Consider the following 23941-nt stretch of genomic DNA (forward strand, 5'->3'; position numbering starts at 1 on the left):
CGCCGGATGTTATCACAATCGCCGCCACGCACCTATCCCCCTGATGCGCATGGAGCATAGTTAGTTGACCGGTGACAGGCTGATAAGAGACGAGAGAAGCTCAGAGGCCGATTTCGCGGATAAATGCGGATTTTTTCCCGGACTGACGACCACCCCACGGCAGCCGTCAGCGAAACCTCTTGCAAAATGACCTCAGTGCAGGCGCTTGCGGCACATCAATTGGGTCATTTTCGCGGTATCGGGACGCTCGACTATGCCTTTCTCGGTGACGATGGCGTCGATCAGGTCCGCCGGGGTGACGTCGAATACCGGGTTGTAGGCCTCCACATCCGCCCCTACCCGCTTGCCGCCGACCTCGAGCAGCTCCTTGCCATCACGCTCCTCGATCGGAATGTCATCGCCGCTGGCCAGGGCCATGTCGATAGTCGAACTCGGCGCGACCACCATGAAGCGCACACCGTGGTGCATCGCATTGACCGCCAGCTGATAGGTGCCGATCTTGTTCGCCACGTCACCGTTGGCGGTAATGCGGTCGGCGCCGACGATCACCCAGGTCACACCCTTGGTTTTCATGATGTGCGCAGCAGCGGAGTCAGCATTCAAGGTCACCGGGATGCCTTCGTTGGCCAGCTCCCAGGCAGTCAGCCGCGAGCCCTGCAGCCAGGGACGGGTCTCATTGGCATACACCCGCTCGACCATACCCTCGATAAAGGCCCCACGGATCACCCCAGGGCCGTACCGAAACCACCGGTCGCCAGGGCGCCGGTGTTGCAATGGGTCAGGATGGCCTGGGCGTTGCCCTGATGCCTGCGAATCAGGTCAACACCCAGTTGGGCCATGGTCAGGTTGGCTTCGCGATCGCTTTCATGAATGGCCAGGGCTTCCGCTTCCAGCAGCGCCAACGGGTCGGCGTGGCCCTTGAGGCGCTCCAAGCGTTCACGCATGCGGTTCAGCGCCCAGAACAGGTTGACCGCGGTCGGGCGCGAATCGGCGAGCAGTGCGAAGTCTTCCTCCATCGCCGCCTGCCAGTCGCCACCAGCGGCAAAACGCGCGCGCGCCGCCAGGACCACGCCATAGGCGGCGCTGATGCCGATCGCCGGCGCACCACGCACCACCATTTCGCGAATGGCCTGCGCGACGCCGGCCGCACTGGTGTAGGCGATCCAGCTTTCTTCGAAGGGCAAAATACGCTGATCGAGCAGATACAGGGCGTCATCCCGCCAATCGATGGCCTTCACCTTCTCCGCAGCCAACAGTCGGTCGCGCATCCCTCACCCCGCACTCATGAACAAAAGCCGCCGATTATAGCGATCCCCCGGCGAAGACGCTCGGGTATACTTCGCCATCCTCTACAAACGCCCTGGAACCGATCTTCGATGCCGAACCCTGTCGTTGCGCTCGACCTACTCCTGTTGCCGACCTGGCTGGTGCCTGTTGAACCGGCCGGCGTGGTGCTCAAGGAGCACGGCCTGGGTATCCGCGACGGGCGCATCGTGTTCATCGGCCCGCGCGCCAACGCCTTGAAGCTACAGGCTGCCGAGGTCCGCGAACTGCCCGGCCTGCTGCTCAGCCCCGGCCTGATCAATGCTCATGGCCACGCAGCAATGACCCTGTTCCGTGGCCTGGCCGACGACCTGCCGCTGATGACCTGGCTGGAAAACCACATCTGGCCCGCCGAAGCCAAATGGGTCGATGAAGCCTTCGTCCGCGACGGTACCGACCTGGCTATCGCCGAACAGCTCAAAGGCGGCATCAGCTGTTTTTCCGACATGTACTTCTTCCCGAAGGTGGCCAGCGAGCGCGTGCACAACAGCGGCATTCGGGCGCAGATCGCCATTCCGGTCCTCGATTTTCCGATCCCGGGCGCCCACAGCGCCGACGAGGCCATCCGCCAGGGCGTCGAGCTGTTCAGCGACCTCAAGCATCATCCGCGCATCAAGATCACCTTCGGCCCCCACGCGCCCTATACGGTCGGCGACGAAAACCTGGAGAAGATCCGGATCATTGCCGAAGAACTCGATGCCTCTATCCATATGCATGTCCATGAAACCGCCTTCGAGGTGGAACAGGCCGTCGCCCGGCACGGCGAACGGCCCCTGGCCCGCCTGGCGCGACTGGGACTGCTCGGACCGCGCTTCCAGGCCGTACACATGACCCAAATCAGCGATGACGACCTGGCTTTGCTGGTAGAAACCAACAGCAATGTCATTCATTGCCCGGAGTCGAACCTGAAACTGGCCAGCGGCTTCTGCCCGGTGGAGCGGCTGTGGCAGGCTGGCGTCAATGTTGCAGTAGGCACCGATGGGGCCGCCAGCAACAACGACCTGGACCTGCTCGGCGAAACCCGCACCGCCGCACTGCTGGCCAAGGCCGTGGCGGGTTCGGCCACCGCCCTGAATGCCCACCAGGCGCTGCGCATGGCCACCCTCAACGGCGCGCGGGCCCTGGGCCTGGAGAGCGAGATCGGCTCGCTGGAACTCGGCAAGGCCGCGGACCTGGTGGCCTTTGACTTGTCCGGCCTGGCGCAGCAACCGATCTACGACCCGGTTTCGCAGCTTATATATGCCACCGGCCGCGATTGCGTGAAACACCTTTGGGTCGCCGGCAAGCAATTGCTCGACGACCGGCGCCTGACGCGCCTGGACGAACAACAGCTGCACGCCACGGCAACAGCCTGGGGCCGGCGCATCAGCGGCCATACCGAATAGCAGGAACCCTCGAGCCCCGGCTCGAGACCGATAGCAAGCATTTTCCAGATTCAGAGGATTACCCATGAGTAACGTCGACCACGCCGAAATCGCCAAATTCGAAGCCCTCGCCCATCGCTGGTGGGATCGCGAGAGCGAATTCAAACCGCTGCACGATATCAACCCGCTGCGGGTCAACTGGATTGACGAGCGCGTCAACCTGGCCGGCAAGAAAGTCCTCGACGTCGGTTGCGGCGGCGGCATCCTCAGCGAAGCCATGGCCCAGCGTGGCGCCACGGTAACGGGCATCGACATGGGCGAGGCCCCGTTGGCGGTGGCACAGCTGCATCAACTGGAATCCGGGGTGAACGTCGAATACCGGCAGATCACCGCCGAAGCCCTGGCCGAGGAAATGCCCGAGCAGTTCGACGTCGTCACCTGCCTGGAAATGCTCGAGCACGTACCGGATCCGTCCTCGGTGATCCGCGCCTGCTTCCGCATGGTCAAGCCCGGTGGCCAGGTGTTCTTCTCCACCATCAACCGCAATCCGAAGGCCTACCTGTTCGCCATCATCGGCGCCGAATACATCATGAAGCTGCTGCCGCGCGGCACCCATGACTTCAAGAAATTCATCCGTCCTTCCGAACTGGGCGCCTGGAGCCGCGACGCCGGCCTGACCGTCAAGGACATCATCGGCCTGACCTACAACCCGCTGACCAAGCACTACAAGCTGGCCGCCGACGTCGACGTCAACTACATGATCCAGACCCTGCGAGAGGAATAAGCCCATGCGTATCAGAGCAGTTCTTTTCGACATGGACGGCACCCTGCTCGACACCGCGCCGGACTTCATCGCCATCTGCCAGGCCATGCGCGCCGACCGCGGCCTGGCACCGATCGCGGACAAGCATATCCGTGACGAAATCTCCGGCGGCGCCCGGGCGATGGTGGCCGTCACCTTCTCGATGGACCCGGAGTCCCCGGGTTTCGAGGAGCTGCGCCTGGAGTTCCTGGAGCGCTACCTCAAGCATTGCGCGGTGCACAGCAAGCTGTTCGACGGCATGGCCGAGCTGCTGGCCGATATCGAAAAGGCCAATCTGATCTGGGGCGTGGTCACCAACAAGCCAGTGCGGTTTGCCGAGCCGATCATGCAGCAACTGGGCCTGGCGGAACGTTCCGCCCTGCTGATCTGCCCGGATCACGTGAAGAACAGCAAACCCGATCCGGAGCCGCTGATCCTGGCGTGCAAGATGCTCGACCTCGACCCGGCCAGCGTGCTGTTCGTCGGCGACGACCTGCGCGACATCGAATCGGGCCGCGACGCTGGCACCAAGACCGCCGCCGTGACCTACGGTTACATCCATCCGGACGACAATCCCAAGCACTGGGGCGCCGACGTGGTGGTCGACCATCCACTGGAACTGCGTCAGGTCCTGGATCAGGCGCTGTGCAGCTGCTGATCTGCCCAGGCTTTCGCTTCTGATTTCCCGAGGTTTTTATGTTTGATTATTCCGCCCGCCCCGAACTGCTCAAGGATCGGGTCATCCTGGTCACCGGCGCCGGCCGCGGTATCGGCGCCGCTGCCGCCAAGACCTACGCCGCCCACGGCGCCACCGTACTGCTGCTGGGCAAGACCGAAGCCAACCTGACCCAGGTCTACGACGAGATCGAAGCCGCTGGCCATCCTCAGCCGGTGGTGATTCCGTTCAACCTGGAAACCGCCCTGCCGCACCAGTACGACGAACTGGCCGCCATGGTCGAAGCCGAGTTCGGCCACCTCGATGGCCTGCTGCATAACGCCTCGATCATTGGCCCGCGCACGCCGCTGGAACAGCTGTCGGGCGAGAACTTCATGCGGGTAATGCAAGTCAACGTCAATGCCATGTTCATGCTGACCAGCACCCTGCTGCCGCTGCTCAAGCTGTCCCAGGACGCCTCGGTGGTATTCACCTCCAGCAGCGTTGGCCGCAAGGGCCGTGCCTACTGGGGCGCCTATGGCGTTTCGAAGTTCGCCACCGAAGGCCTGATGCAAACCCTGGCCGATGAAGTCGATGGTGTCGCACCAGTGCGCGCCAACAGCGTCAATCCGGGCGCAACCCGCACCAGCATGCGTGCCCAGGCCTACCCAGGGGAAAACCCGAGTAACAACCCGGCCCCCGACGAGATCATGCCGGTCTACCTGTACCTCATGGGTCCGGACAGTACCGGGATCAACGGCCAGGCATTCGACGCCCAGTAATCCTTTCTTTGGCCGCGGCGGAATACCGTCGCGGCGCTCCCTTCCCGCCGACCTCCCCCCTGTCATCGCCAGACAAATGCCACCCTTGGCACGCCAAGACTCGGCACTTTCAGCCAACCAACTGAATTCAAAAGCATTTTATTAAAATGAAGCGAATGGCACGACTTTCGCTCTGATCTGCCTTGGATACGCGGCGTACTGGCGAAACTCGGCAGCGATCGTGTCAGGGCTTATAACGGACCGTAAAGCGGATTAGACTGTGGGCACTTTGTCCTGCGGGACTGATGGAACAGTATGACGTGCAGCCCTGTGCCGCTCTCACCCAGCCAGTAAGACTGCATTACGTGCTCAGGGGGGCTCACGCCATATGAAAACACCGACCCAGACCAACGCAATTGACTTCGATAGCGCCAAATTGCAACGCCTGGGCTTTGGCCAGCAGTCACCACTCCTGCAACGCCCAGTCAGCCTGGCCCAGTTGCGCCAGCAACTGAGCCTGCAATTACAGACCAGCCTGGAACCACAACGCATTCTCGGCCTGTTCTTTCGCGAAACCCAACGCCTTGTACCCCTGGATGCCCTGGTTTACCAGCACAAACCCAGCGACCTGCGCCTGGAATTCGGCCAGCGCGGCCACCACTCCATCAGCTACAGCCTGAGCCATGAAGGCGAGTCCATGGGCGAGCTGGTGTTTCGGCGCAATCAGCGTTTCAACGACCAGGAACAGGGTCATCTGGAGTCCCTGCTGTCCGCCCTGCTTTACCCGATGCGCAATGCCCTGCTCTATCGGGCCGCCACCCGGAGCGCCTTGCGCGATCCCTTGACCGATACCGGCAACCGGATCGCCATGGACCAGACGCTGCAACGGGAAATTGAAATGGCCCGCCGCCACCTGCACCCGCTGTCGCTGCTGATGCTGGATATCGATCACTTCAAGAGAATCAACGACAGCCACGGCCACAGCGCCGGCGATGAAGTGCTCAAGGCCGTTGCCGCGTCCATCAAGGCGCAACTGCGCAACGTCGACATGGTGTTTCGCTTTGGTGGCGAGGAGTTCCTGATCCTGCTCTCCAACACCGGCCGCGATGCCGCCGCCATGGTGGGAGAACGGCTGCGCCAGGCAGCTCAGGCCAAGGATTACTGGGCGGATGGCACATTGATCGAGCTGACGGTCAGCCTGGGTTGTTCGACCCTGCTGCCGGGGGAATCAGCCGAGAGCCTGCTGCGCCGCGCGGACAGCGCGCTGTACGTGGCCAAGCGCGAAGGCCGCAACCGCCTGGCGATGGCCGGCTGAGAGCATGGCTGGGGCCGCCTCCATCGGAGGCCGCCACTCAACCTTCGACCAGCGCCATCCGTTCACGGGCTGCCGGGGTCTTTTCCTGTTGCATGCAACGCTCCAGGAACAGGTACATGTAGTCATAACTCTTGCAGATCGCCTGGCGCAGTTCGCCCTGCAAGGCTTTGCTCGGTTTCATGCCGGCCAGGGTACAGATGATTTCCAGCGCCTCCCAAGGATGCGCATCGTCGTACTGGGCATGCATTTTCAGCCACTTCATCGCCCGCTTGCGCTCTTCCTCGGGAAAAGCCGCCGCATACACGCCGTTGGAGCAGACCAGCGCCGACCATTCACCCGTTGCCCCCTCGATTGCGTAGTTGGTCGCGGCGATCGCCACGATCAGTGAATCGGCGGAGCTGGTGTGCCAGCACCAATGACTCAAGGCATGCAGCTCCGGAGGAACCTGCTGCGCCTGCAGATCTTCCAGGCTCACGCCATGGGCGCGGCTCCAGTTCACCCAGTAATCGGCATGATTGAGCTCGACCCGGATATTGCGCATCAGCCAGCGCCGCGCCATGTCTTCCCCGGGATGACGGGCGAAGCGGGTCTTGGTCAGGTTCTGCGCCATGTACAGGGCGAATTGCTCGACAACCGGCCAGCCGCCGATCAGGTACTGGCGCATGGTCTTGTTGCTGAGCTTGTTGTCGCGCATGCGCTGGTACAGTTCGTGGTCGACCACGCGGCGCTTGCTCTCGCTGCAATCCTGGATCAGCTGCTGGGCCCAGGCCGGATAGCTTGCAGCGTCCATGAGCGGACCGGTTCTGTTGAATGCGTCGATCACTGTCGGGGCTCCTTTTGATGGTGATGGTACGGATCAGCGAGAGATTCAACGGAACGTGCCAGGAGCCTTGAATAACAGAGGCTGTGGTCGCGAAGGCCGACACTGCAGGCTGTCGCAGGTAAAGAGTTGTGGGCGCTCGATCAGGTAGCCCTGAGCGTAATCCACGCCAATCTCCAACAATGCCTGCTCAATCTGCGGCGTTTCGACAAACTCGGCAATCGTGCGTTTGCCCATCACATGACCGATATGGTTGATCACTTCGACCATCGCGCGATTGATCGGGTCGTCCAGCATATCCTTTACGAAACTTCCATCGATCTTGAGGAAGTCTACAGGCAAATGTTTGAGATAAGCGAATGACGACATTCCCGCGCAAAAGTCGTCCAACGAGAAATGGCAGCCCAAACCCTTGAGCTCGTTGATAAAGCGAATCGCACTACCCAGATTGGAGATAGCGCTGGTCTCGGTGATTTCAAAACAAATCAGGTCCGGTGGCACGCCATGGACGATGAACTGCTCGCGCAGGAAATCCAGGAAGGCCTCGTCACCGATGGTCGCGCCCGACAGATTGATGGCACACATCGCCAGGGGCCCTTCGCGCTCCTCGCGGATGCATTCGGCGATGATCTTGAACACATTTTCCACCACCCAACGGTCCAGAGAGGTCATCAGGCCATAACGCTCGGCAGCCGGAATGAAGCTGTCGGGCAGGATCATCCGCCCGGCCTCGTCGTGCAGGCGCAGCAGAATCTCGATATGCCCGCCGAGCCGGTCCGCATGACCCAGGGCGGCTATTTCCTGGGCATAAAGGCAGAAGCGGTTTTCCTCCAGGGCCATGTGCAGGCGCTGGACCCAGGCCATTTCACCGAACCGCAGGGACAGCTCCGAATCGTCCGCGTGATAGACCTGGACCCGATTGCGCCCTTTCTCCTTGGCCATGTAGCACGCCATGTCCGCTGCCCGCAGCGAGGCTTCGAGGGTGGTCGGGGTTTGCGCCACGTGCACCAGGCCGATGCTGACCGTGGTGACGAAGGGGCGGCCCTTCCAGACAAAATGCAGGTTCTGCACCGTCTGGCGCAGGCCTTCGGCGATCTTTTCCGCCGCTTCCGGCGAACAGTTCTCCAGCAGGATGCCGAATTCGTCGCCCCCCAGGCGCGCCAGGGTATCGCCCTCGCGCAGGCCCGACTGAAGCAAGGCGCAGATATGCCGGAGCAACTCGTCCCCTGCCGCATGGCCGCAGGTATCGTTGACCAGCTTGAACTGGTCCAGGTCGAGGAACATCAGCGCATGCCGACTCGGTTGCCGGTTCAGGTTGTGCAACGCCTGCTCCAGGCGGTATTCGAACTCGCGGCGGTTCGCCAGGCCGGTCAAGGCGTCGTGGGTCGCCTGCCAGGACAGATTGGCGATGTACTGGCGTTCCTGGGTCATGTCGTGCAGCACCAGCACCGTACCGCTGACCCTGCCGGCGTTCTGGATAGGCGCGCCGACCAGGGTCACCGACACCGTGCTGCCGTCCAGGCGCTGGATCAACTTCGAGTGCTCGCTGCCGCCGCTGAGCTGGCCGCTGAGGATGTGTTCGATCAGGGTGAAACCGTCGGCCTGGGCATTTTCGTCCAGCAGATTGAACAAGGCCGCCAGCGGCAGCCCCACGGCCTGCTCGGCCTTCCAGTGGGTCATTTCCTCGGCGGCCGGGTTCATGTAGGCGATGGCGCCGTCCACGTCGGTAGTGATGACACCGTCGCCAATGGATTGCAGGGTGATCTGCGCCCGCTCCTTTTCCAGCTGCAGGGCACTGGCGAACTCATGACGCTGGGTCAGCAGCTTATGGGTACGCAGCAACGCCAGGACAATCAGCCCCAGCGCGGTGGCCAGGTTGGTGATCAGCAACAGCCGCAGAATCACCCGCGAACCCTCGCCCAACGCATCGCTGAAGGCCTTGGCCGCCGGCGTCACGCCATCGTTGATAGCGAAAATCTGGTTCTTCCAGCGCTGGATATCGGCTTCGGACGCCTGGTTGCTGGTAATGCCGCGGTGCATTTCATGGGCTACGCTATCGAGCTGCACCAGATAGCTGTCGCCCACGGTCCACAGGTCGATGGCTTTTTCCAGGTAGCTGAAATGGCGGAAGTTCAGGTACAGCCAGATCACACTGTCGCTGTCGTCGGGGTGGTTGCCGCCCTTGAGAATCCCCACCCGCGCGGCATTCAGGTCCGGCGGTTGCTGATCCAGGGCAACACGCAGCTCATGCCCGCCCTGGGGTACGGCAATGGCGTTCTGGTACTTCAGGAAGATCGATTCGTCGCGGCTATCGGCGTAAAGATTGAGGTAGTAGATGGCGTCCTTCTGGCCCTTGGACCAAAGGCTCTCTCCGGCAACGTAACCACGTACCGCCGAAAGGACGTATAAGCTGAGGCCACCCAGCAGCGCTTGAAACAACACCACCGCAATAAATGGCCAGACGATGCCCAATAGCCGTGGCGTTCCGAGAGTCCGCTTTTGCTTCATGAGGTCCCTTGCATAAGCACTGCCAGATGAACACCCGAGAAAATACCGCTCCTGACAGCACAGACTAGGCTAATTTCCGCGGCTTCGAACGCACAGACCGTGACGTTCAAGCACGATGCCGGTCGAGACACGACAGGGCCGTGCCCCAGGAGGGTCATTTCCACCAGAGAATTCAAGCACTAAGCACAGAAAACCGGATAAAACTCAAGGTCGTTGGACTTGCTGCAAATGCCCGTAAAGCTTGGCGTAAAGGCCGCCGTCGGCAATTAGCTGCTGATGGTCGCCATCTTCGGCAATCTGCCCGCCATCGAACACCAGAACCCGATCCGCCTGTTTTACCGCGGACAGGCGGTGGGCAATGATCAGGGTGGTCCGGCCATGCAGGAAACGCGTCAGCGCCTGGTGCAGGTTGTATTCGGTGGCGGCGTCCAGGGCGGAGGTGGCTTCGTCGAGAATCACCACCTTGGGTTCGGCCAGGACCATCCGCGCGATCGCCAGGCGCTGGCGCTGGCCGCCAGACAGACGCACGCCAGAGCGGCCGACCACACTGTCCAGGCCGTTGGCCAGGGCGCGGACCGTCGAGTCCAGCTGGGCGATCTCCAGCGCCCGCCAGCAGGCTTCGTCGCTGCGCTCGCGGCCCATGGTCAGGTTGGCGCGAATGCTGTCGTTGAACAGCGCCGGATGCTGCAACACCACCGCCACGTTTTCGCGCAGGGTTTCCAGGCCGATTTCCTGCTGGGTCTTGCCGCCAAAACGAATCACGCCCGCCTGCGGTGTATAGAGCCCCAGCAACAGCTGCACCAGGGTACTTTTGCCGCCACCGCTGGCGCCGACTATCGCCACCTTCTCCCCCGGCTCGATCGACAGGTTCATCTGGTCGAGCACCGGTTCGTCGCCGTAGCCGAAGCTCAGGCCGCTGACTTCGATGCCCACGGTCTCGCGTCCCTGGAACGGATCGACACCGCCGGCATATTGCGGCTCGTCGGCCCGCGACAGCAGCTCGTTGATGCGCGACAGCGCGCCACCGGCGGCGTAGTAGGCGTATTGCAGGTTCAGCAGTTGCTCCACCGGGCCGATCATGAACCACAGGTAGCTGAACACGGCCAGCATCTGGCCGATGGACAGGTCGGAAAACAGCACGGTGAGCATGGCCGCCGCACGAAAGATATCGATCCCGAACTGGAACAGCAGCCCACTGGCGCGATTGGACGCGTCGCTCTTCCACTGCGAAGCCACCGCGTAGTCCCGCACATCCTGGGCACGCCGGCCGAGGCGGCCGAGGAAAAAGCCCTGGCGGTTGCCGGCGCGGACTTCCTGGATCGCATCCAGGGTTTCGGTCAGGGCCTGGGTGAACCGCGAGGTGCTGTCGTTCTCGAGCTTCTTCAGGTGCTTGACCCGCTTGCCCAGCTGCACCGTGGCGTAGATCACCAAAGGGTTGAACAGCAGGATCAGCAGCGCCAGTTGCCAGTGCATCCACATCAGGATGCCCGCGGTGCCTACCAGCGTGAGCATGGCCACCAGAAAACGGCTGAGGGTTTCGCCGACAAACTTGTCGAGGGTGTCGAGGTCGGTGACCAGGTGAGTCGTCACCGTACCGCTGCCCAGGCTTTCGTACTCGCCCAAGGAAATGCGCTTGAGGCGCTCGATCAGGCGCAGGCGGATGCGATAGACGATGTCCTTGGCCAGCCCGGCGAACAACCGGGCCTGCAGCACGTTGAACAGCAGCGCCGAGCAACGCAGCATCAGGGTGATCAGCAACATCAGGCCGATGTAGCCGGCGGCGCTCTGCCAACCCGCGGGCAAGGCGTGGTTCATCACCTTCAGCGCGGCATCGCCATGCCCCAGCAGCACTTCATCCACCAACAGCGGCAGCAGCAATGGGATAGGCACGCTGCACAGCGTCGCCAGGACAGCCACGCCATTGGCGATCCACAGTTTTTTTTTATGCTGCAGTGCCAGCCGGCGGACTTCCGCCCAGCTCAGGCGATCGACGGGTTCCGGCGCTTGTGGATCACGAACCAGATCACGCACAGGCGGCACGCTCCAGCCAGCGGCCGAGCAACGGAGCAAGCTCACTCAAGGGCTGGTAGCCATTGGTCAACAAGGCCAGCTGGCCATTGCGTTCGGCCAACATGGTCGGAAAGCCGGCGATCCCCAAGTCCTGGACCCAGGTGAAGTCGGCGGCGGTAGCGGCATGCTGTTCGGCGCGATCGAACGCCTCGGCGAACTCGATGCGCGGCACACCCGCGGTTTCGGCCAACTCCACCAGGACGCTGGCGCGAGTGACGTCCCGGCCTTCAACGTAAAAGGCCTGCTGGATCAGTCGTAAAAGTTTCCAGGCGCAATCCGGCGCCAGGCTGCGCGCCGTCACGATGGCGCGGCACGCAGGCTCGGTGTCATAGACAAAACCGTCGGGCAAGGCGCCCTCGAACTTGAACGGCTGGCCGGTGGCCTCAGTGACCGCCTGCCAGTGTTCGATGATGTAGCGGCGGGTGGTCGGCTCCAGTGCCGAGCCGCTGCCAGTACGCAGGCCACCCACCACCAGATGCAACTCGACGCCCGCTGCGCGCGCCTGCTCGACCAGGGCCTCGGCCACCGGAGCGAAGCCCCAGCACCACGAACACATAGGGTCCATCACATAGAGCAGGCGGGCAGACATGGCTCAGGCCTCGGAAGAAGATTGCTTGTAGTTGTAACCGATCGGGTGCGGCATGTTGCGAGCCTTGGCCAGTTCAATCTGCTTCTGCCGGTCGATGGCGCTGCGGCGGGTTTTCTCGCTCAGAGTGTCCCAGCAATGCGGGCAGCTGATACCCGGTACATAGTGCTCGCTGGCGCGATCTTCGACGCTTACCGGCGTGCGGCAGGCATGACATTGATCGTAGTCGCCTTCGCTGAGGTCGTGGCGCACGGTCACCCGATTATCGAAGACGAAGCAGTCGCCCTGCCATTTGCTCTCCTGCTGCGGCACCTCTTCGAGGTACTTGAGGATGCCACCCTTGAGGTGGAAGACCTCGCCGAAACCTTCGCTGAGCATGTAGCTCGAAGCTTTCTCGCAACGAATGCCACCGGTGCAGAACATCGCGACCTTCTTGTGCTTGCTCGGGTCGAAGTTGGCTTTGATGTAGTCGGGGAACTCGCGAAAACTGGTGGTCTTCGGGTCGATGGCGCCTTCGAAGGTGCCGATCGACACTTCGTAGTCGTTGCGGGTGTCGATCAGCAGCACTTCCGGGTCGCTGATCAGCGCGTTCCAGTCCTGCGGCTCGACGTAGGTGCCGACCTTCTTGTTCGGGTCGACGCCGGGCACGCCCAGGGTCACGATCTCTTTCTTGAGCTTGACCTTGGTGCGGTAGAACGGTTGCTCGTCGCAGTAGGACTCTTTGTGATCGATGTCGACCATGCGCGGGTCGTTCCTGAGCCAGGCCAGCAGCCCGTCGATGCCTTCGCGGCTGCCGGACACAGTGCCGTTGATGCCTTCTTCGGCGATCAGCAGGGTGCCCTTGACGCCGTTGTCGAGCATCGCGTTGAGCAGCGGTTCGCGCAGGGAAACGTAATCTTCGAGGGTGACGAACTTATACAGTGCCGCCACGACAATCTGTTGTGTCATGGGTAATTCTCCAGGTGGCTACCCTCGTAAAGGGTGAACCGGATGCAAAAAAAACGCGCCGACTGAGCGGCGCGTTGCGGATTCTAGCAAAAAACCGGTGGTTAATGCTTGCTGCCGCCAGCGCAGGTCGGCGAGGCCGGGGCCGCGCCGATCTTCGCCCATTCTTCCGGCGTGTAGGTATGCAGCGCCAACGCATGGAACTGGCCCATCAGCTCGCCCAGGGTCGCGTAGACCTTCTGGTGACGCTTGACGCTGTTGAGCCCGGCAAACTGCTCGCTGACCAGCACGGCCTTGAAGTGGGTTTCCAGACCGCGGCTGTGCATGTGGCTTTCATCCAGCACCTGCAAATGCTCAGGCTGCAATGCGCCCAGTGCCGATTCGATACGTTGTTGCATGGTCATTCCTGGCTCCGCTTACTTCTTCTTCGCCGGGGCAGCCTTAGGCTCGAGCTCGGCGGTCATGTCGGCCAGCAGCTTGTTGACTACTGGTACCGCGCTTTCCAGCTTGGCCTGGGTCATCTGGGCCGATTGCTGGGTCAGTTGCGGCATTTTTTCCAGGACTTTCTTGCCCAGCGGCGACTGGTAGAACGCCACCAGGTCCTTGAGCTCGGATTCGCTGAAGTTGCTGGTGTAGAGCTTGACCATGTCCGGCTTCAGCTTGTTCCAGCCGATGGCCTGGTCCAGGGCGGCATTGGCCTTGGCCTGATAGGTTTCCAGTACGGCTTTTTTCGACTCTGGGGCTTTGGTCTGTTCAAAACGCTGAGCGAACATTTGCTGCACTTGCATGTACACCGGAGTGCCCAGCTTGTCAGCGTGCGCCAGGGTCAGGAAAGCTTCGGCACTGGCGTTGTGGCTGGCGGTATCGGCAAGCACCTGGCCGCTGGCGCAAACCAGAGCAACCGCGGTACAGATGGCACGAAGACGAGTCATCGAGTTTCCTTTTCTAGCAGGCGAGGTATAACCCCAAGGGCGACCATTCTGCGCCTAAAAAACTCTGCCGCTCAACCCCAAGCCTTGTGGTACCTGCATTTGCTCGACCAAATGACACAAAAGGCGCTTTATGGAACCCAGGCGATGGATCACGGCCTAAACTGCGCAATCAGACCTACAGGAGTGAGCACGATGAGTCGAATCGAAACCGACAGCCTTGGCCAGGTTGAAGTCCCGGACGAAGCCTATTGGGGCGCCCAGACCCAGCGTTCGCTGATCAACTTTGCCATCGGCAACGAGCGCATGCCGCTGTCGGTCCTGCATGCCCTGGCGTTGATCAAGAAGGCCGCGGCCCGGGTCAACGACCGCAACGGCGACCTGCCCGCCGATATCGCCCGGCTGATCGAACAGGCTGCCGACGAAGTGCTGGACGGCCAGCATGACGACCAGTTCCCGCTGGTGGTCTGGCAGACCGGCAGCGGCACCCAGAGCAACATGAACGTCAACGAGGTGATCGCCGGTCGCGCCAACGAACTGGCCGGCAACCCGCGCGGCGGCAAGTCGCCGGTGCACCCCAACGACCACGTGAATCGCTCGCAAAGCTCCAACGACTGCTTCCCCACGGCGATGCACATCGCCGCGGCCCAGGCGGTGCAGCAGCATCTGTTGCCGTCGATCGCCGAACTGTCCGGCGGCCTGGCCGAACTCGCGGCGCGCCACATGAAGCTGGTGAAAACCGGGCGCACCCACATGATGGACGCCACGCCCATCACCTTCGGCCAGGAGCTGTCAGCCTTCATCGCGCAGCTGGACTACGCCGAGCGCGCCATTCGCGCGGCCCTGCCAGCCGTATGCGAGCTGGCCCAGGGCGGTACCGCCGTCGGCACCGGGCTGAACTCACCCCACGGTTTCGGCGAGGCGATCGCCGCCGAGCTGGCGGCCTTGTCCGGACTGCCGTTTGTTACCGCGCCGAACAAGTTCGCCGCCCTCGCCGGCCACGAACCCCTGACCACCCTCTCCGGCGCCCTGAAGACCCTGGCGGTGTGCCTGATGAAAATCGCCAACGACCTGCGCCTGCTGGGCTCCGGGCCACGCGCCGGGCTGGCTGAGGTCAGGCTGCCGGCCAACGAACCGGGCAGCTCGATCATGCCAGGCAAGGTCAACCCGACCCAGTGCGAAGCCCTGTCGATGCTGGCGTGCCAGGTGATGGGCAACGACGTCGCCATCGGCTTCGCCGCCAGCCAGGGTCACCTGCAGTTGAACGTGTTCAAGCCGGTGATCATCCACAACCTGCTGCAATCGGTACGCCTGCTCGCCGACGGCTGCAGCAACTTCCAGCAGCACTGCATCGCCGGGCTGGAGCCCAACCCGGTGCAGATGGCCGACCACCTGGAACGCGGGCTGATGCTGGTCACCGCGCTCAATACCCATATCGGCTACGACAAGTCCGCCGAGATCGCCAAGAAGGCCTATGCCGAGAACCGCACCTTGCGTGAGGCGGCCCTGGAGCTGGGCTATCTGACGGACGAAGAGTTCGATGCCTGGGTGCGGCCGGAAAACATGCTGGAGGCTGGCAAGCAGGGCTAATGGAAGGCGGTGATTGAACAGACGCTATCGCGGGCAAGCCTCGCTCCTACAGGATAGGGGCTTGCCCGCGATCAAGGATAACGCGCCCTATCTCTCTGGCACTTGCATACGCACCCGCCGTGCCTTGAGCCCGGCCATCAGCGAAGGTCCCAGGGCCGTCAATGCCGACCCCAGCACCACCAGCACCGCCCCGCCATAACCCAGGCCGTTGATCTGTTCGGCATGCACGTACTCCGGCCACAACCAGGCCGCCACGGCCACCGCGGCGAAGGTCACCAAGGGCGTGATCGCCAGCGTGGCGCTGACCCGCGACGCTTCCCAATGGGCCAACGCTTCGGCGAAGGCGCCGTAGGCGATCAGGGTATTCAGGCAGCAGGCCAGCAACAGCCAGCCCTGCAGCGGGCTCAACTCCAGCGCTTCGAGGGGATGGGCCCAAGGGGTGAGCAACAGCGCGCAGAACAGGTAGATCACCATCATCACCTGCAAGGAATTCCACACCGTCAGCAACTGCTTCTGGCCCAGGGCGTAGAAGGTCCAGACCGCCGAGGCCGCGAGCACCGTCAGCACACCGGCGGTGTAGTTGCTCAAGGACGTCAGCAGCTCGGTCAGGCGCTGGTTGAAAAACAATCCGAAACCGATCAGCAGCACCGCCAGGCCAATGCCCTGCCCCAGGCTGAAACGTTCCTTGAACACAAACAGGCTGGCGATCAGCAGCAGGATCGGCCCCATCTGCACCACCAACTGTGCGGTGCCGGGGCTCAGCAGGTTCAGCCCCATCAGGTACAGCACATAGTTGCCCACCAGCCCGCAAACGGCCATCAGCACCAGCCAGCCGCCGCGCGGCCCGAGCACGCGCCAGCTTGGCAAACGCTTGACCGCCGCCAGGTAGATCAGCAGGAAACCACCGGACACCAACAGGCGAAACCAGGTCACGGTCACCGGGTCCATCACCAGCAACACTTGCTTGAGCTTGATCGGCAGGATGCCCCACAGCAGCGCCGTAAGCAGTGCGAGGAACAAGCCGTAAACCCAGCGACCGGACGAGATGTGCATGCGACCCCCAAAAGCCTGATGGAGAGAGCCCGCATTCTAGGCCCGGGGCTGTGACGAACACAGGGACAATTGCCGGCTGAGCGTGATTGGGATTGTGCTGGTCGCAAAAAGCATCGCGGGCAAGCCTCGCTCCTACAGAAGAAGATGGCGTGCTTCTGTAGGAGCGAGGCTTGCCCGCGATGGGTTCGTAAGGCGGACAGATCCGCCCCGTCTGACGGTTTAGCGCACCGCTTCGAACAACCCGGTCGCGCCCATGCCGCCGCCGACGCACATGGTGACGATGCCGTAACGCAGGTTGCGCCGTTGCAGTTCGCGCACCAGGTGGCCGACCTGGCGCGAACCGGTCATGCCGAACGGGTGGCCGATGGAGATCGAACCACCGTTGACGTTGTACCTGGCGTTATCGATCTGCAGCCGGTTGCGGCTGTACAGGCATTGCGACGCGAAGGCCTCGTTCAACTCCCAGAGGTCGATGTCGTCCACCTGCAGGCCCTTGGCCTTGAGCAGCTTGGGCACCGAGAACACCGGGCCGATGCCCATTTCGTCCGGCTCGCAACCGGCCACGGTGAAACCGCGGAAGAACGCCTTGGGCTTGAGCCCCAGCGCCAGGGCCCGCTCCAGGCTCATGACCAGGGTCATGGACGCGCCATCGGACAATTGCGAGGAGTTGCCCGCGGTCACCGAACCGTCCTCGGCGAACACCGGCTTCAAGCCCGCCAGGCTTTCCAGGGTGGTGTCCGGGCGATTGCAGTCGTCGCGATCGACCACGCCGTCGAGGATCTGCACCTGGCCGCTGTTCTTGTCCTCGACCCGGTACTTCACCGCCATCGACACGATCTCGTCGTCGAACAGCCCGGCCGCCTGGGCCGCCGCGGTGCGCTGCTGGCTCTGCAGGGCGTACAGGTCCTGCTCCTCGCGGCTCACGCTGTAACGCCGGGCCACCACCTCGGCGGTCTGGCCCATGGGGAAATAGATGCCCGGCACCTGCTCCTTGAGCAGCGGGTTGATCAGGTTGTCGGTGTTGACGCTTTTCATCGTCAGGCTGATGGACTCGACACCGCCGGCGACAATGATGTCGCTGCAACCGGAAGCGATCTGGTTGGCCGCGATGGCGATCGCCTGCAGGCCGGAAGAGCAGAAACGATTGAGGGTCATGCCCGCGGTACCGGTACCCAGGCGGGACAGCACCGCGACGTTGCGCCCGATGTTGTAGCCCTGGGCGCCTTCGTTGGAACCGGCGCCGACGATGCAGTCCTCGACGCTGGCCGGATCGATACCGTTGCGGGTCAGCAGCGCATTGACGCAATGGGCGGCCATGTCATCCGGACGGGTCTGGTTGAACTTGCCGCGAAAGGACTTGGCCAGGCCGGTCCGCACGCTATCGACGATCACCACTTCACGCATGGCATACCTCATTGTTGTTGTCGGTTGTGAGTGGGTCGAGCATAGATCCAGCCCTTGCCCGACCGCGACGATCATTCATCCGGCGTATGCAAAACCATCGCGGCGCCGGGCTCGTGCCTTGACCCGCTCGCAACCCGCGGCGGTTATTTCTTGCCTTTCTTGTCCTTCTTCTCGGACTTGTCGAATGCCTCTTCCAGCGCGCGGTTGAGGGTGCGCAGCACCTTTACCCGGGCCCAGCGCTTGTCGTTGGCCTCCACCAGGGTCCAGGCCGCGACCTCGGTGCTGGTGCGGTCGACCATGTCGCCGACGGCCGCGCGGTAGGCGTCCCATTTGTCGCGGTTGCGCCAGTCGTCCTCGGTGATCTTGAAACGCTTGAACGGAATCTCTTCCCGGGCCTGGAAACGCTCCAGCTGGGTCTCTTTGTCGATCGCCAGCCAGAACTTGACCACTATCACCCCGGCGTCCTCGAGCTGCTCCTCGAAGTCGTTGATCTCGCCATAGGCGCGCAACCAGTCCGCCGGGCTGCAAAAGCCCTCGACCCGCTCCACCAGCACCCGGCCGTACCAGGAGCGGTCGAACACGGTGAACTTGCCCCGTGCCGGAATATGCCGCCAGAAGCGCCACAGATAAGGCTGGGCACGCTCGTCCTCGGACGGCGCGGCAATCGGCACGATGCTGTACTGGCGCGGGTCCAGCGCCGCCGCCACCCGGCGGATCGCCCCGCCCTTGCCGGCCGCATCGTTGCCCTCGAAAACCGCCACCAGCGCGTGCTTGCGCATGCGCTTGTCGCGCAGCAGGCCGGCCAGGCGCGCCTGTTCGGTAATCAGTTGCTCTTCGTAGTCGTCCTTGTCCAGGTGCTGGCTCATGTCCAGGCTGTCGAGCAGGGTCAGCTTGTCGACCGCCTCGCCCAGCGGCGCCACATGGGACTCGACTTCGAGCGTCGGCCGGTTGAGTGCGCTCTGCAGGCCCTCGAGGAGAATCTTGCCCACCGCCAGGCTGCGGTAATGCGGGTCCACGCCTTCGATCACATGCCAGGGCGCGTAGTCGCGGCTGGTGCGGCGCAACACCCGCTCGCCATATTTGACGAACTTGTCGTAGGTTTCCGACTGCTGCCAGTCCAGCGGGCTGATGCGCCAGCTGTGCAGCGGGTCGTCCTGCAACGACTTGAGGCGAGCCTTCATCTGCTTCTTGGACAGGTGGAACCAGAACTTGAAGATCAGCGCGCCTTCGTCGCACAGCATCTTCTCCAGGCGCTCGGCGCCGGCGATGGCCTGGTCGAAACGGCCGTCCTTGAACAGCTCGTGTACCCGCCCCTGGAGCATCTGGCTGTACCAGTTACCGAAAAACACCCCCATGCGGCCCTTGGCCGGAAGCATCCGCCAATAGCGCCAGGCCGGTGGGTGCGCCAGCTCCTCGTCGGTCTGCTGGTCGAAGGTGCGGACCTCGATCAGGCGTGGGTCCATCCACTCGTTGAGCAGTTTCACCGTCTCGCCCTTGCCGGCGCCTTCGATGCCGTTGATCAATACGATCACCGGAAAACGGGCTTTCTGCTTCAGCTCGAACTGGGCTTCCAGCAGGGCTTCACGCAGGGCCGGGACTTCAGCGTCAAAGGTTTTTTTGTCGATGGCGTGACCGATTTCGGCAGATTCGAACATGAGCGACTCCCTGGCAAGATTGAGCAAGACTAGCGGATCGACACCTGATTTGTCGGCATGGAATATACCTGCCGTTGCCGTGGATCATTACCCCCTGTGTCGATCGGCTAGAATGGTCGCCTTGCCGTTACCGAGCCGAACATGACCGCTGAATTGCCCCACACCCAGTCACATGCCCAGCTCGACTGGGACGACCAAGGCCGCCCGCGTTCGCGGGTCTTCGACGATGTGTATTTCTCCAACGACTCGGGCCTGGATGAAACCCGTCATGTGTTTCTCGAACAGAACCGCCTGCGCGAGCGTTTTGCCGCGTTGCCGCCCAGTGGCCGCTTCGTCATCGGCGAGACCGGCTTCGGCACCGGCCTGAATTTTCTCTGCGCCTGGCAGTTGTTCGAACAACAGGCCGACGCCAGCGCGCGCTTGCATTTCGTCAGCGTGGAAAAATTCCCGCTGACGCCAGCGGACCTGCAACGCGCCCTGGCCCTGTGGCCAGAGCTGGCGCCCCTGGCCGAGCGCCTGTTGCGTGCCTATGTCGCCGTGCATCAGGGCTTTCAACGCCTGGTGCTGGACGAGGGCCGCGCCACCCTGACCCTGCTGATCGGCGATGCCCTGGAGCAGTTGCCGCAACTCGACGGGCAGGTCGATGCCTGGTTCCTCGACGGTTTCGCGCCGGCGAAAAACCCCGAGATGTGGACCGCCGAGTTGTTCGCCGAACTGGCGCGCCTGGCCGCTCCGGGTTCGAGCATCAGCACCTTCACCAGCACCGGCTGGGTTCGCCGCCTGCTGAATGCCGCGGGCTTCAAGATGAAGCGCACCCCAGGCATCGGCCACAAGTGGGAAGTGCTGCGTGGCGAGTTTCTCGGCTGGCCCGAAGACACCCCAGCGCCAGCCGCCAGCAAACCCTGGTTCGCCCGCCCGACTCAACAGGTTCAGGAGAAACACGCCCTGGTGATCGGCGCCGGCCTGGCCGGTTGCGCCAGCGCCGCCAGCCTCGCCGCGCGGGGTTGGCGGGTCAGCCTGCTGGAGCGCCACGGGCAACTGGCCCAGGAAGCCTCGGGCAACCCCCAGGGCGTGCTGTACCTGAAACTCTCGGCCCACGGCACCGCCCTGTCGCAGATGATCCTCAGCGGTTTCGGCTACACCCGGCGCCTGCTTGAACAGCTGCAACGGGGCGTCGACTGGGACGGCTGCGGCGTGCTGCAACTGGCCTTCAACGCCAAGGAAGCCGAGCGCCAGGCGCAGTTGGCGGCCGCCTTCCCGACCGACCTGTTGCATCAGTTGGACCAGCCCCAGGCCCAGGCCCTGGCCGGTATTGGCCTGGCCCACGGCGGGCTGTTCTACCCGGAAGGCGGCTGGGTGCATCCGCCAGCCCTGTGCCAGTGGCAAGCCGCGCACCCGCGGATTCGCCTGCTGCCCCATCACGATGCGCTGGAGTTGCGCCGGGTCGATGGCCAGTGGCAGGCCTGGGACGGCGAGCGGCTGCTGGCCAGTGCCGAGGTGGTGATCCTCGCCGGCGCCGCCGAGATCAAGCGCTTCCCGGCCAGCGCCGAGCTGCCGCTCAAGCGTATTCGCGGGCAGATCACCCGCCTGCCGCAGACCCCGCGCAGCCAGAGCCTGGCCACCGTGGTCTGCGCCGAGGGTTACGTCGCCCCCGCGCGCCTGGGCGAACACACCCTGGGCGCCAGTTTCGACTTCAAGAGCGACGACCTGACACCCACCGCCGCCGAGCATGCGGGCAACCTGCAGATGCTCGAAGAGATCTCTCAGGATCTGCTGGAACGCCTGGAAGCCGACCAGCTACAACCGGAAACCCTCGAAGGACGGGCCGCCTTCCGTTGCACCAGCCCGGACTATCTGCCGATCGTCGGTCCCCTGGCGGACCAGGCGGCATTCGCCGAGGTCTACGCGGTGCTGGGCAAGGACGCGCGCCAGGTTCCGGACCTGCCCTGCCCCTGGCTGGACGGGCTGTACATCAACAGCGGCCATGGCTCGCGCGGGCTGATCACCGCGCCGCTGTCCGGCGAGTTGCTGGCCGCCTGGCTGGACAACGAACCCCTGCCCCTGCCGCGCAACGTGGCCGAAGCCTGTCACCCCAATCGCTTTGCCTTGCGTCGGTTGATTCGCGGCAAGCCATGAAACCAAACAGCGATGCCAGGCGCCCTGGCATCGCTTCGCCATCTCCTCGCAAACGCCCACAGGCCCTGCCTGCGCGATAAAACTCCAGGCAGATCAAGGCCTTTACTTCGGCCCGCGACGCACTAGCACCCCGCCACTTATAACCCATCGGTCTAAAACTCCAGGGTTTCACCTGGGTCAGTTTCCGGGTACCTGCCATTTCTGGCCGGTCGCGATTCATCCCTCCCCAACGGAAAAACCGGTAAGGACTTATGTGCGGATTAGCTGGAGAACTACGTTTTGATCATCAACCCGCCGACCTGGCAGCGGTTGAACGAATCACCCATCACCTCGCCCCTCGTGGCCCCGACGCCTGGGGCTTCCATAGCCAGGGCCCGATAACCCTGGGCCATCGGCGCCTGAAAATCATGGACCTGTCGGACGGCTCAGCCCAGCCGATGATCGACAACCAACTGGGCCTGTCCCTGGCCTTCAACGGCGCGATCTACAACTTCCCCGAACTGCGCGCCGAGCTGGAAAGCCTGGGCTACGCCTTTTATTCCGGCGGCGACACCGAAGTGCTGCTCAAGGGGTATCACGCCTGGGGCGCCGACCTGCTGCCGCGGCTCAATGGCATGTTCGCCTTCGCCATCTGGGAGCGCGATGCCAAGCGCCTGTTCATCGCCCGCGACCGCCTGGGCGTCAAGCCGCTGTACCTGTCGCGCACCGACCAGCGCCTGCGTTTCGCCTCGACCTTGCCGGCACTGCTCAAGGGCGGCGACATCAACCCGCTGCTCGACCCGGTGGCGCTCAACCATTACCTGAACTTCCATGCCGTGGTGCCAGCGCCGCGCACCCTGTTGGTGGGCATCGAGAAACTGCCGCCGGCCACCTGGATGCGCATCGAGGCCGACGGCAGCACCGAACAGCAAACCTGGTGGACCCTGCCCTACGGCCCGCGCACCGATGAAACCGGGCTGAGCCTGGAAGACTGGCGCGACCGGGTGCTCGACAGCACCCGCGAAGCGGTGGCGATCCGCCAACGGGCGGCGGTGGATGTCGGCGTACTGCTGTCCGGCGGCGTCGACTCGAGCCTGCTGGTCGGCCTGCTGCGGGAAGTGGGTGTGGATAACCTATCGACCTTCTCCATCGGCTTCCAGGATGCCGGTGGCGAACGCGGCGACGAGTTCCAGTATTCGGACCTGATCGCCCGTCACTACGGCACCGATCACCACCAACTGCGCATCGACGAGCACGAAATCATCGAACAGCTGCCGGCGGCGTTCCGCGCCATGAGCGAACCCATGGTCAGCCACGACTGCATCGCCTTCTACCTGCTGTCCCGGGAAGTCGCCAGGCACTGCAAGGTGGTGCAGAGCGGCCAGGGCGCCGACGAACTGTTCGCCGGTTACCACTGGTACCCGCAGGTGGACGGCGCCAGCGATCCCTACGCGGCCTACCGCGAGGCCTTCTTCGACCGCAGCTACGACGACTATGCCGCTACCGTGCAACCGCAGTGGCTGACCGCCAACGATGCCGCCGGCGATTTCGTCCGCGAGCATTTCGCCCAGCCCGGCGCCGCCGAGCCTGTGGATAAGGCCCTACGCCTGGACAGCAGGGTGATGCTGGTCGACGACCCGGTCAAGCGTGTGGATAACATGACCATGGCCTGGGGTCTGGAAGCGCGCACGCCGTTCCTCGACTACCGGCTGGTGGAGCTGTCGGCGCGAGTACCCGCCAAATTCAAGCTGCCCGATGGCGGCAAACAGGTGCTCAAGGAGGCCGCGCGCCTGGTGATCCCCAGCACAGTGATCGACCGCCAGAAAGGCTACTTCCCGGTGCCCGGCCTCAAGCACCTGCAGGGCGACACCCTGGACTGGGTGCGTGAGCTGCTGCTCGACCCGAGCCAGGACCGTGGCCTGTTCAACCCGACGATGCTCGACCGCCTGCTGACCGATCCACAAGGCCAGCTGACGCCGTTGCGCGGCTCCAAGCTGTGGCAACTGGCCGCGCTGAACCTGTGGCTCAGCGAACAAGGAGTCTGAC

At 63.3% G+C, this 23941-nt stretch carries 18 protein-coding genes and 1 pseudogene; 8 read left to right on the forward strand and 11 right to left on the reverse strand.

Translation table 11 applies throughout. The features are described 5' to 3' along the window. Nucleotides 1-192 precede the first annotated feature (192 nt). Nucleotides 193-1268 (reverse strand): annotated as a pseudogene (gene mtnA, locus C4K38_RS23135) (S-methyl-5-thioribose-1-phosphate isomerase). Nucleotides 1269-1376: 108 nt separating this feature from the next. On the opposite strand from mtnA, the gene C4K38_RS23140 reads away from it, so the two are divergent. The 5 genes from C4K38_RS23140 (at nt 1377) to C4K38_RS23160 (ending at nt 6220) form a co-directional block, all read left to right on the forward strand. Further along, the gene (locus C4K38_RS23140) at nt 1377-2708 is read left to right on the forward strand and encodes a TRZ/ATZ family hydrolase (protein WP_053280359.1); all 1332 of its coding nucleotides are present in this window, start codon (nt 1377-1379) and stop codon (nt 2706-2708) included. A gap of 64 nt (nt 2709-2772) precedes the next feature. Then, nucleotides 2773-3471: a bifunctional 2-polyprenyl-6-hydroxyphenol methylase/3-demethylubiquinol 3-O-methyltransferase UbiG gene (ubiG, locus tag C4K38_RS23145; RefSeq protein WP_007932212.1), complete on the forward strand. Its 699-nt coding sequence runs from the start codon at nt 2773-2775 to the stop codon at nt 3469-3471. 4 nt (nt 3472-3475) lie between these two features. After that, the gene (gene mupP / locus C4K38_RS23150) at nt 3476-4147 is read left to right on the forward strand and encodes an N-acetylmuramic acid 6-phosphate phosphatase MupP (protein ID WP_025805554.1); all 672 of its coding nucleotides are present in this window, start codon (nt 3476-3478) and stop codon (nt 4145-4147) included. Between the two features lie 38 nt (nt 4148-4185). Then, complete coding sequence (locus tag C4K38_RS23155) at nt 4186-4926, forward strand: YciK family oxidoreductase (RefSeq protein WP_053280360.1); 741 nt, start codon at nt 4186-4188, stop codon at nt 4924-4926. A 367-nt stretch (nt 4927-5293) separates the two neighbouring features. Then, complete coding sequence (locus C4K38_RS23160; protein WP_053280361.1) at nt 5294-6220, forward strand: GGDEF domain-containing protein; 927 nt, start codon at nt 5294-5296, stop codon at nt 6218-6220. A 37-nt stretch (nt 6221-6257) separates the two neighbouring features. Here C4K38_RS23160 and C4K38_RS23165 read toward each other — a convergent pair whose 3' ends face one another. The 7 genes from C4K38_RS23165 to C4K38_RS23195 form a co-directional block, all read right to left on the reverse strand. Continuing rightward, entirely contained in the window at nt 6258-7010 is a 753-nt protein-coding gene (locus C4K38_RS23165) for an iron-containing redox enzyme family protein (RefSeq protein ID WP_404940763.1), read from the reverse strand. Nucleotides 7011-7088: 78 nt separating this feature from the next. Further along, on the reverse strand, nt 7089-9548 hold the full coding sequence (locus C4K38_RS23170) for an EAL domain-containing protein (protein ID WP_053280363.1): 2460 nt from the start codon (nt 9546-9548) through the stop codon (nt 7089-7091). Between the two features lie 204 nt (nt 9549-9752). Then, a complete protein-coding gene (locus C4K38_RS23175; RefSeq protein WP_053280364.1) occupies nt 9753-11579 on the reverse strand; it encodes an ABC transporter ATP-binding protein in 1827 nt (608 codons plus the stop codon). Then, nucleotides 11572-12207, reverse strand: a complete 636-nt coding sequence (locus C4K38_RS23180) for a DsbA family protein (RefSeq protein ID WP_053280365.1) — start codon at nt 12205-12207, stop codon at nt 11572-11574. The genes C4K38_RS23175 and C4K38_RS23180 overlap by 8 nt, the downstream gene beginning before the upstream one ends. 3 nt (nt 12208-12210) lie before the next feature. Beyond that, on the reverse strand, nt 12211-13152 hold the full coding sequence (gene trhO, locus C4K38_RS23185; protein ID WP_053280366.1) for an oxygen-dependent tRNA uridine(34) hydroxylase TrhO: 942 nt from the start codon (nt 13150-13152) through the stop codon (nt 12211-12213). A 101-nt stretch (nt 13153-13253) separates the two neighbouring features. Beyond that, the gene (locus C4K38_RS23190) at nt 13254-13553 is read right to left on the reverse strand and encodes a BolA family protein (protein WP_053280367.1); all 300 of its coding nucleotides are present in this window, start codon (nt 13551-13553) and stop codon (nt 13254-13256) included. Between the two features lie 12 nt (nt 13554-13565). Then, nucleotides 13566-14081 (reverse strand): DUF2059 domain-containing protein, encoded by a 516-nt coding sequence (locus C4K38_RS23195; protein WP_009045024.1) that lies wholly within the window; start codon nt 14079-14081, stop codon nt 13566-13568. A gap of 192 nt (nt 14082-14273) precedes the next feature. On the opposite strand from C4K38_RS23195, the gene C4K38_RS23200 reads away from it, so the two are divergent. Beyond that, entirely contained in the window at nt 14274-15668 is a 1395-nt protein-coding gene (locus tag C4K38_RS23200; RefSeq protein WP_053280368.1) for a class II fumarate hydratase, read from the forward strand. Nucleotides 15669-15755: 87 nt separating this feature from the next. On the opposite strand, the gene C4K38_RS23205 is transcribed toward C4K38_RS23200, so the two are convergent. The 3 genes from C4K38_RS23205 to pap all read right to left on the reverse strand — a co-directional run bounded on the left by C4K38_RS23205 (nt 15756) and on the right by pap (nt 19780). Then, on the reverse strand, nt 15756-16721 hold the full coding sequence (locus tag C4K38_RS23205; protein ID WP_053280369.1) for a DMT family transporter: 966 nt from the start codon (nt 16719-16721) through the stop codon (nt 15756-15758). A 219-nt stretch (nt 16722-16940) separates the two neighbouring features. Continuing rightward, entirely contained in the window at nt 16941-18125 is a 1185-nt protein-coding gene (locus C4K38_RS23210; protein WP_053280370.1) for a thiolase family protein, read from the reverse strand. Between the two features lie 143 nt (nt 18126-18268). Beyond that, nucleotides 18269-19780, reverse strand: coding sequence for a polyphosphate:AMP phosphotransferase (gene pap, locus C4K38_RS23215; RefSeq protein WP_053280371.1), 1512 nt, complete (start codon nt 19778-19780; stop codon nt 18269-18271). Nucleotides 19781-19921: 141 nt separating this feature from the next. On the opposite strand from pap, the gene mnmC reads away from it, so the two are divergent. Further along, nucleotides 19922-21916, forward strand: a complete 1995-nt coding sequence (gene mnmC, locus C4K38_RS23220) for a bifunctional tRNA (5-methylaminomethyl-2-thiouridine)(34)-methyltransferase MnmC2/FAD-dependent 5-carboxymethylaminomethyl-2-thiouridine(34) oxidoreductase MnmC1 (RefSeq protein WP_053280372.1) — start codon at nt 19922-19924, stop codon at nt 21914-21916. A gap of 251 nt (nt 21917-22167) precedes the next feature. Further along, entirely contained in the window at nt 22168-23940 is a 1773-nt protein-coding gene (locus C4K38_RS23225) for an N-acetylglutaminylglutamine amidotransferase (protein ID WP_053280373.1), read from the forward strand. Nucleotide 23941: the final 1 nt, after the last annotated feature.

Origin of the sequence: Pseudomonas chlororaphis subsp. piscium (assembly GCF_003850345.1) — a bacterium.
In the GTDB taxonomy this organism is placed as follows: domain Bacteria; phylum Pseudomonadota; class Gammaproteobacteria; order Pseudomonadales; family Pseudomonadaceae; genus Aquipseudomonas; species Aquipseudomonas piscium.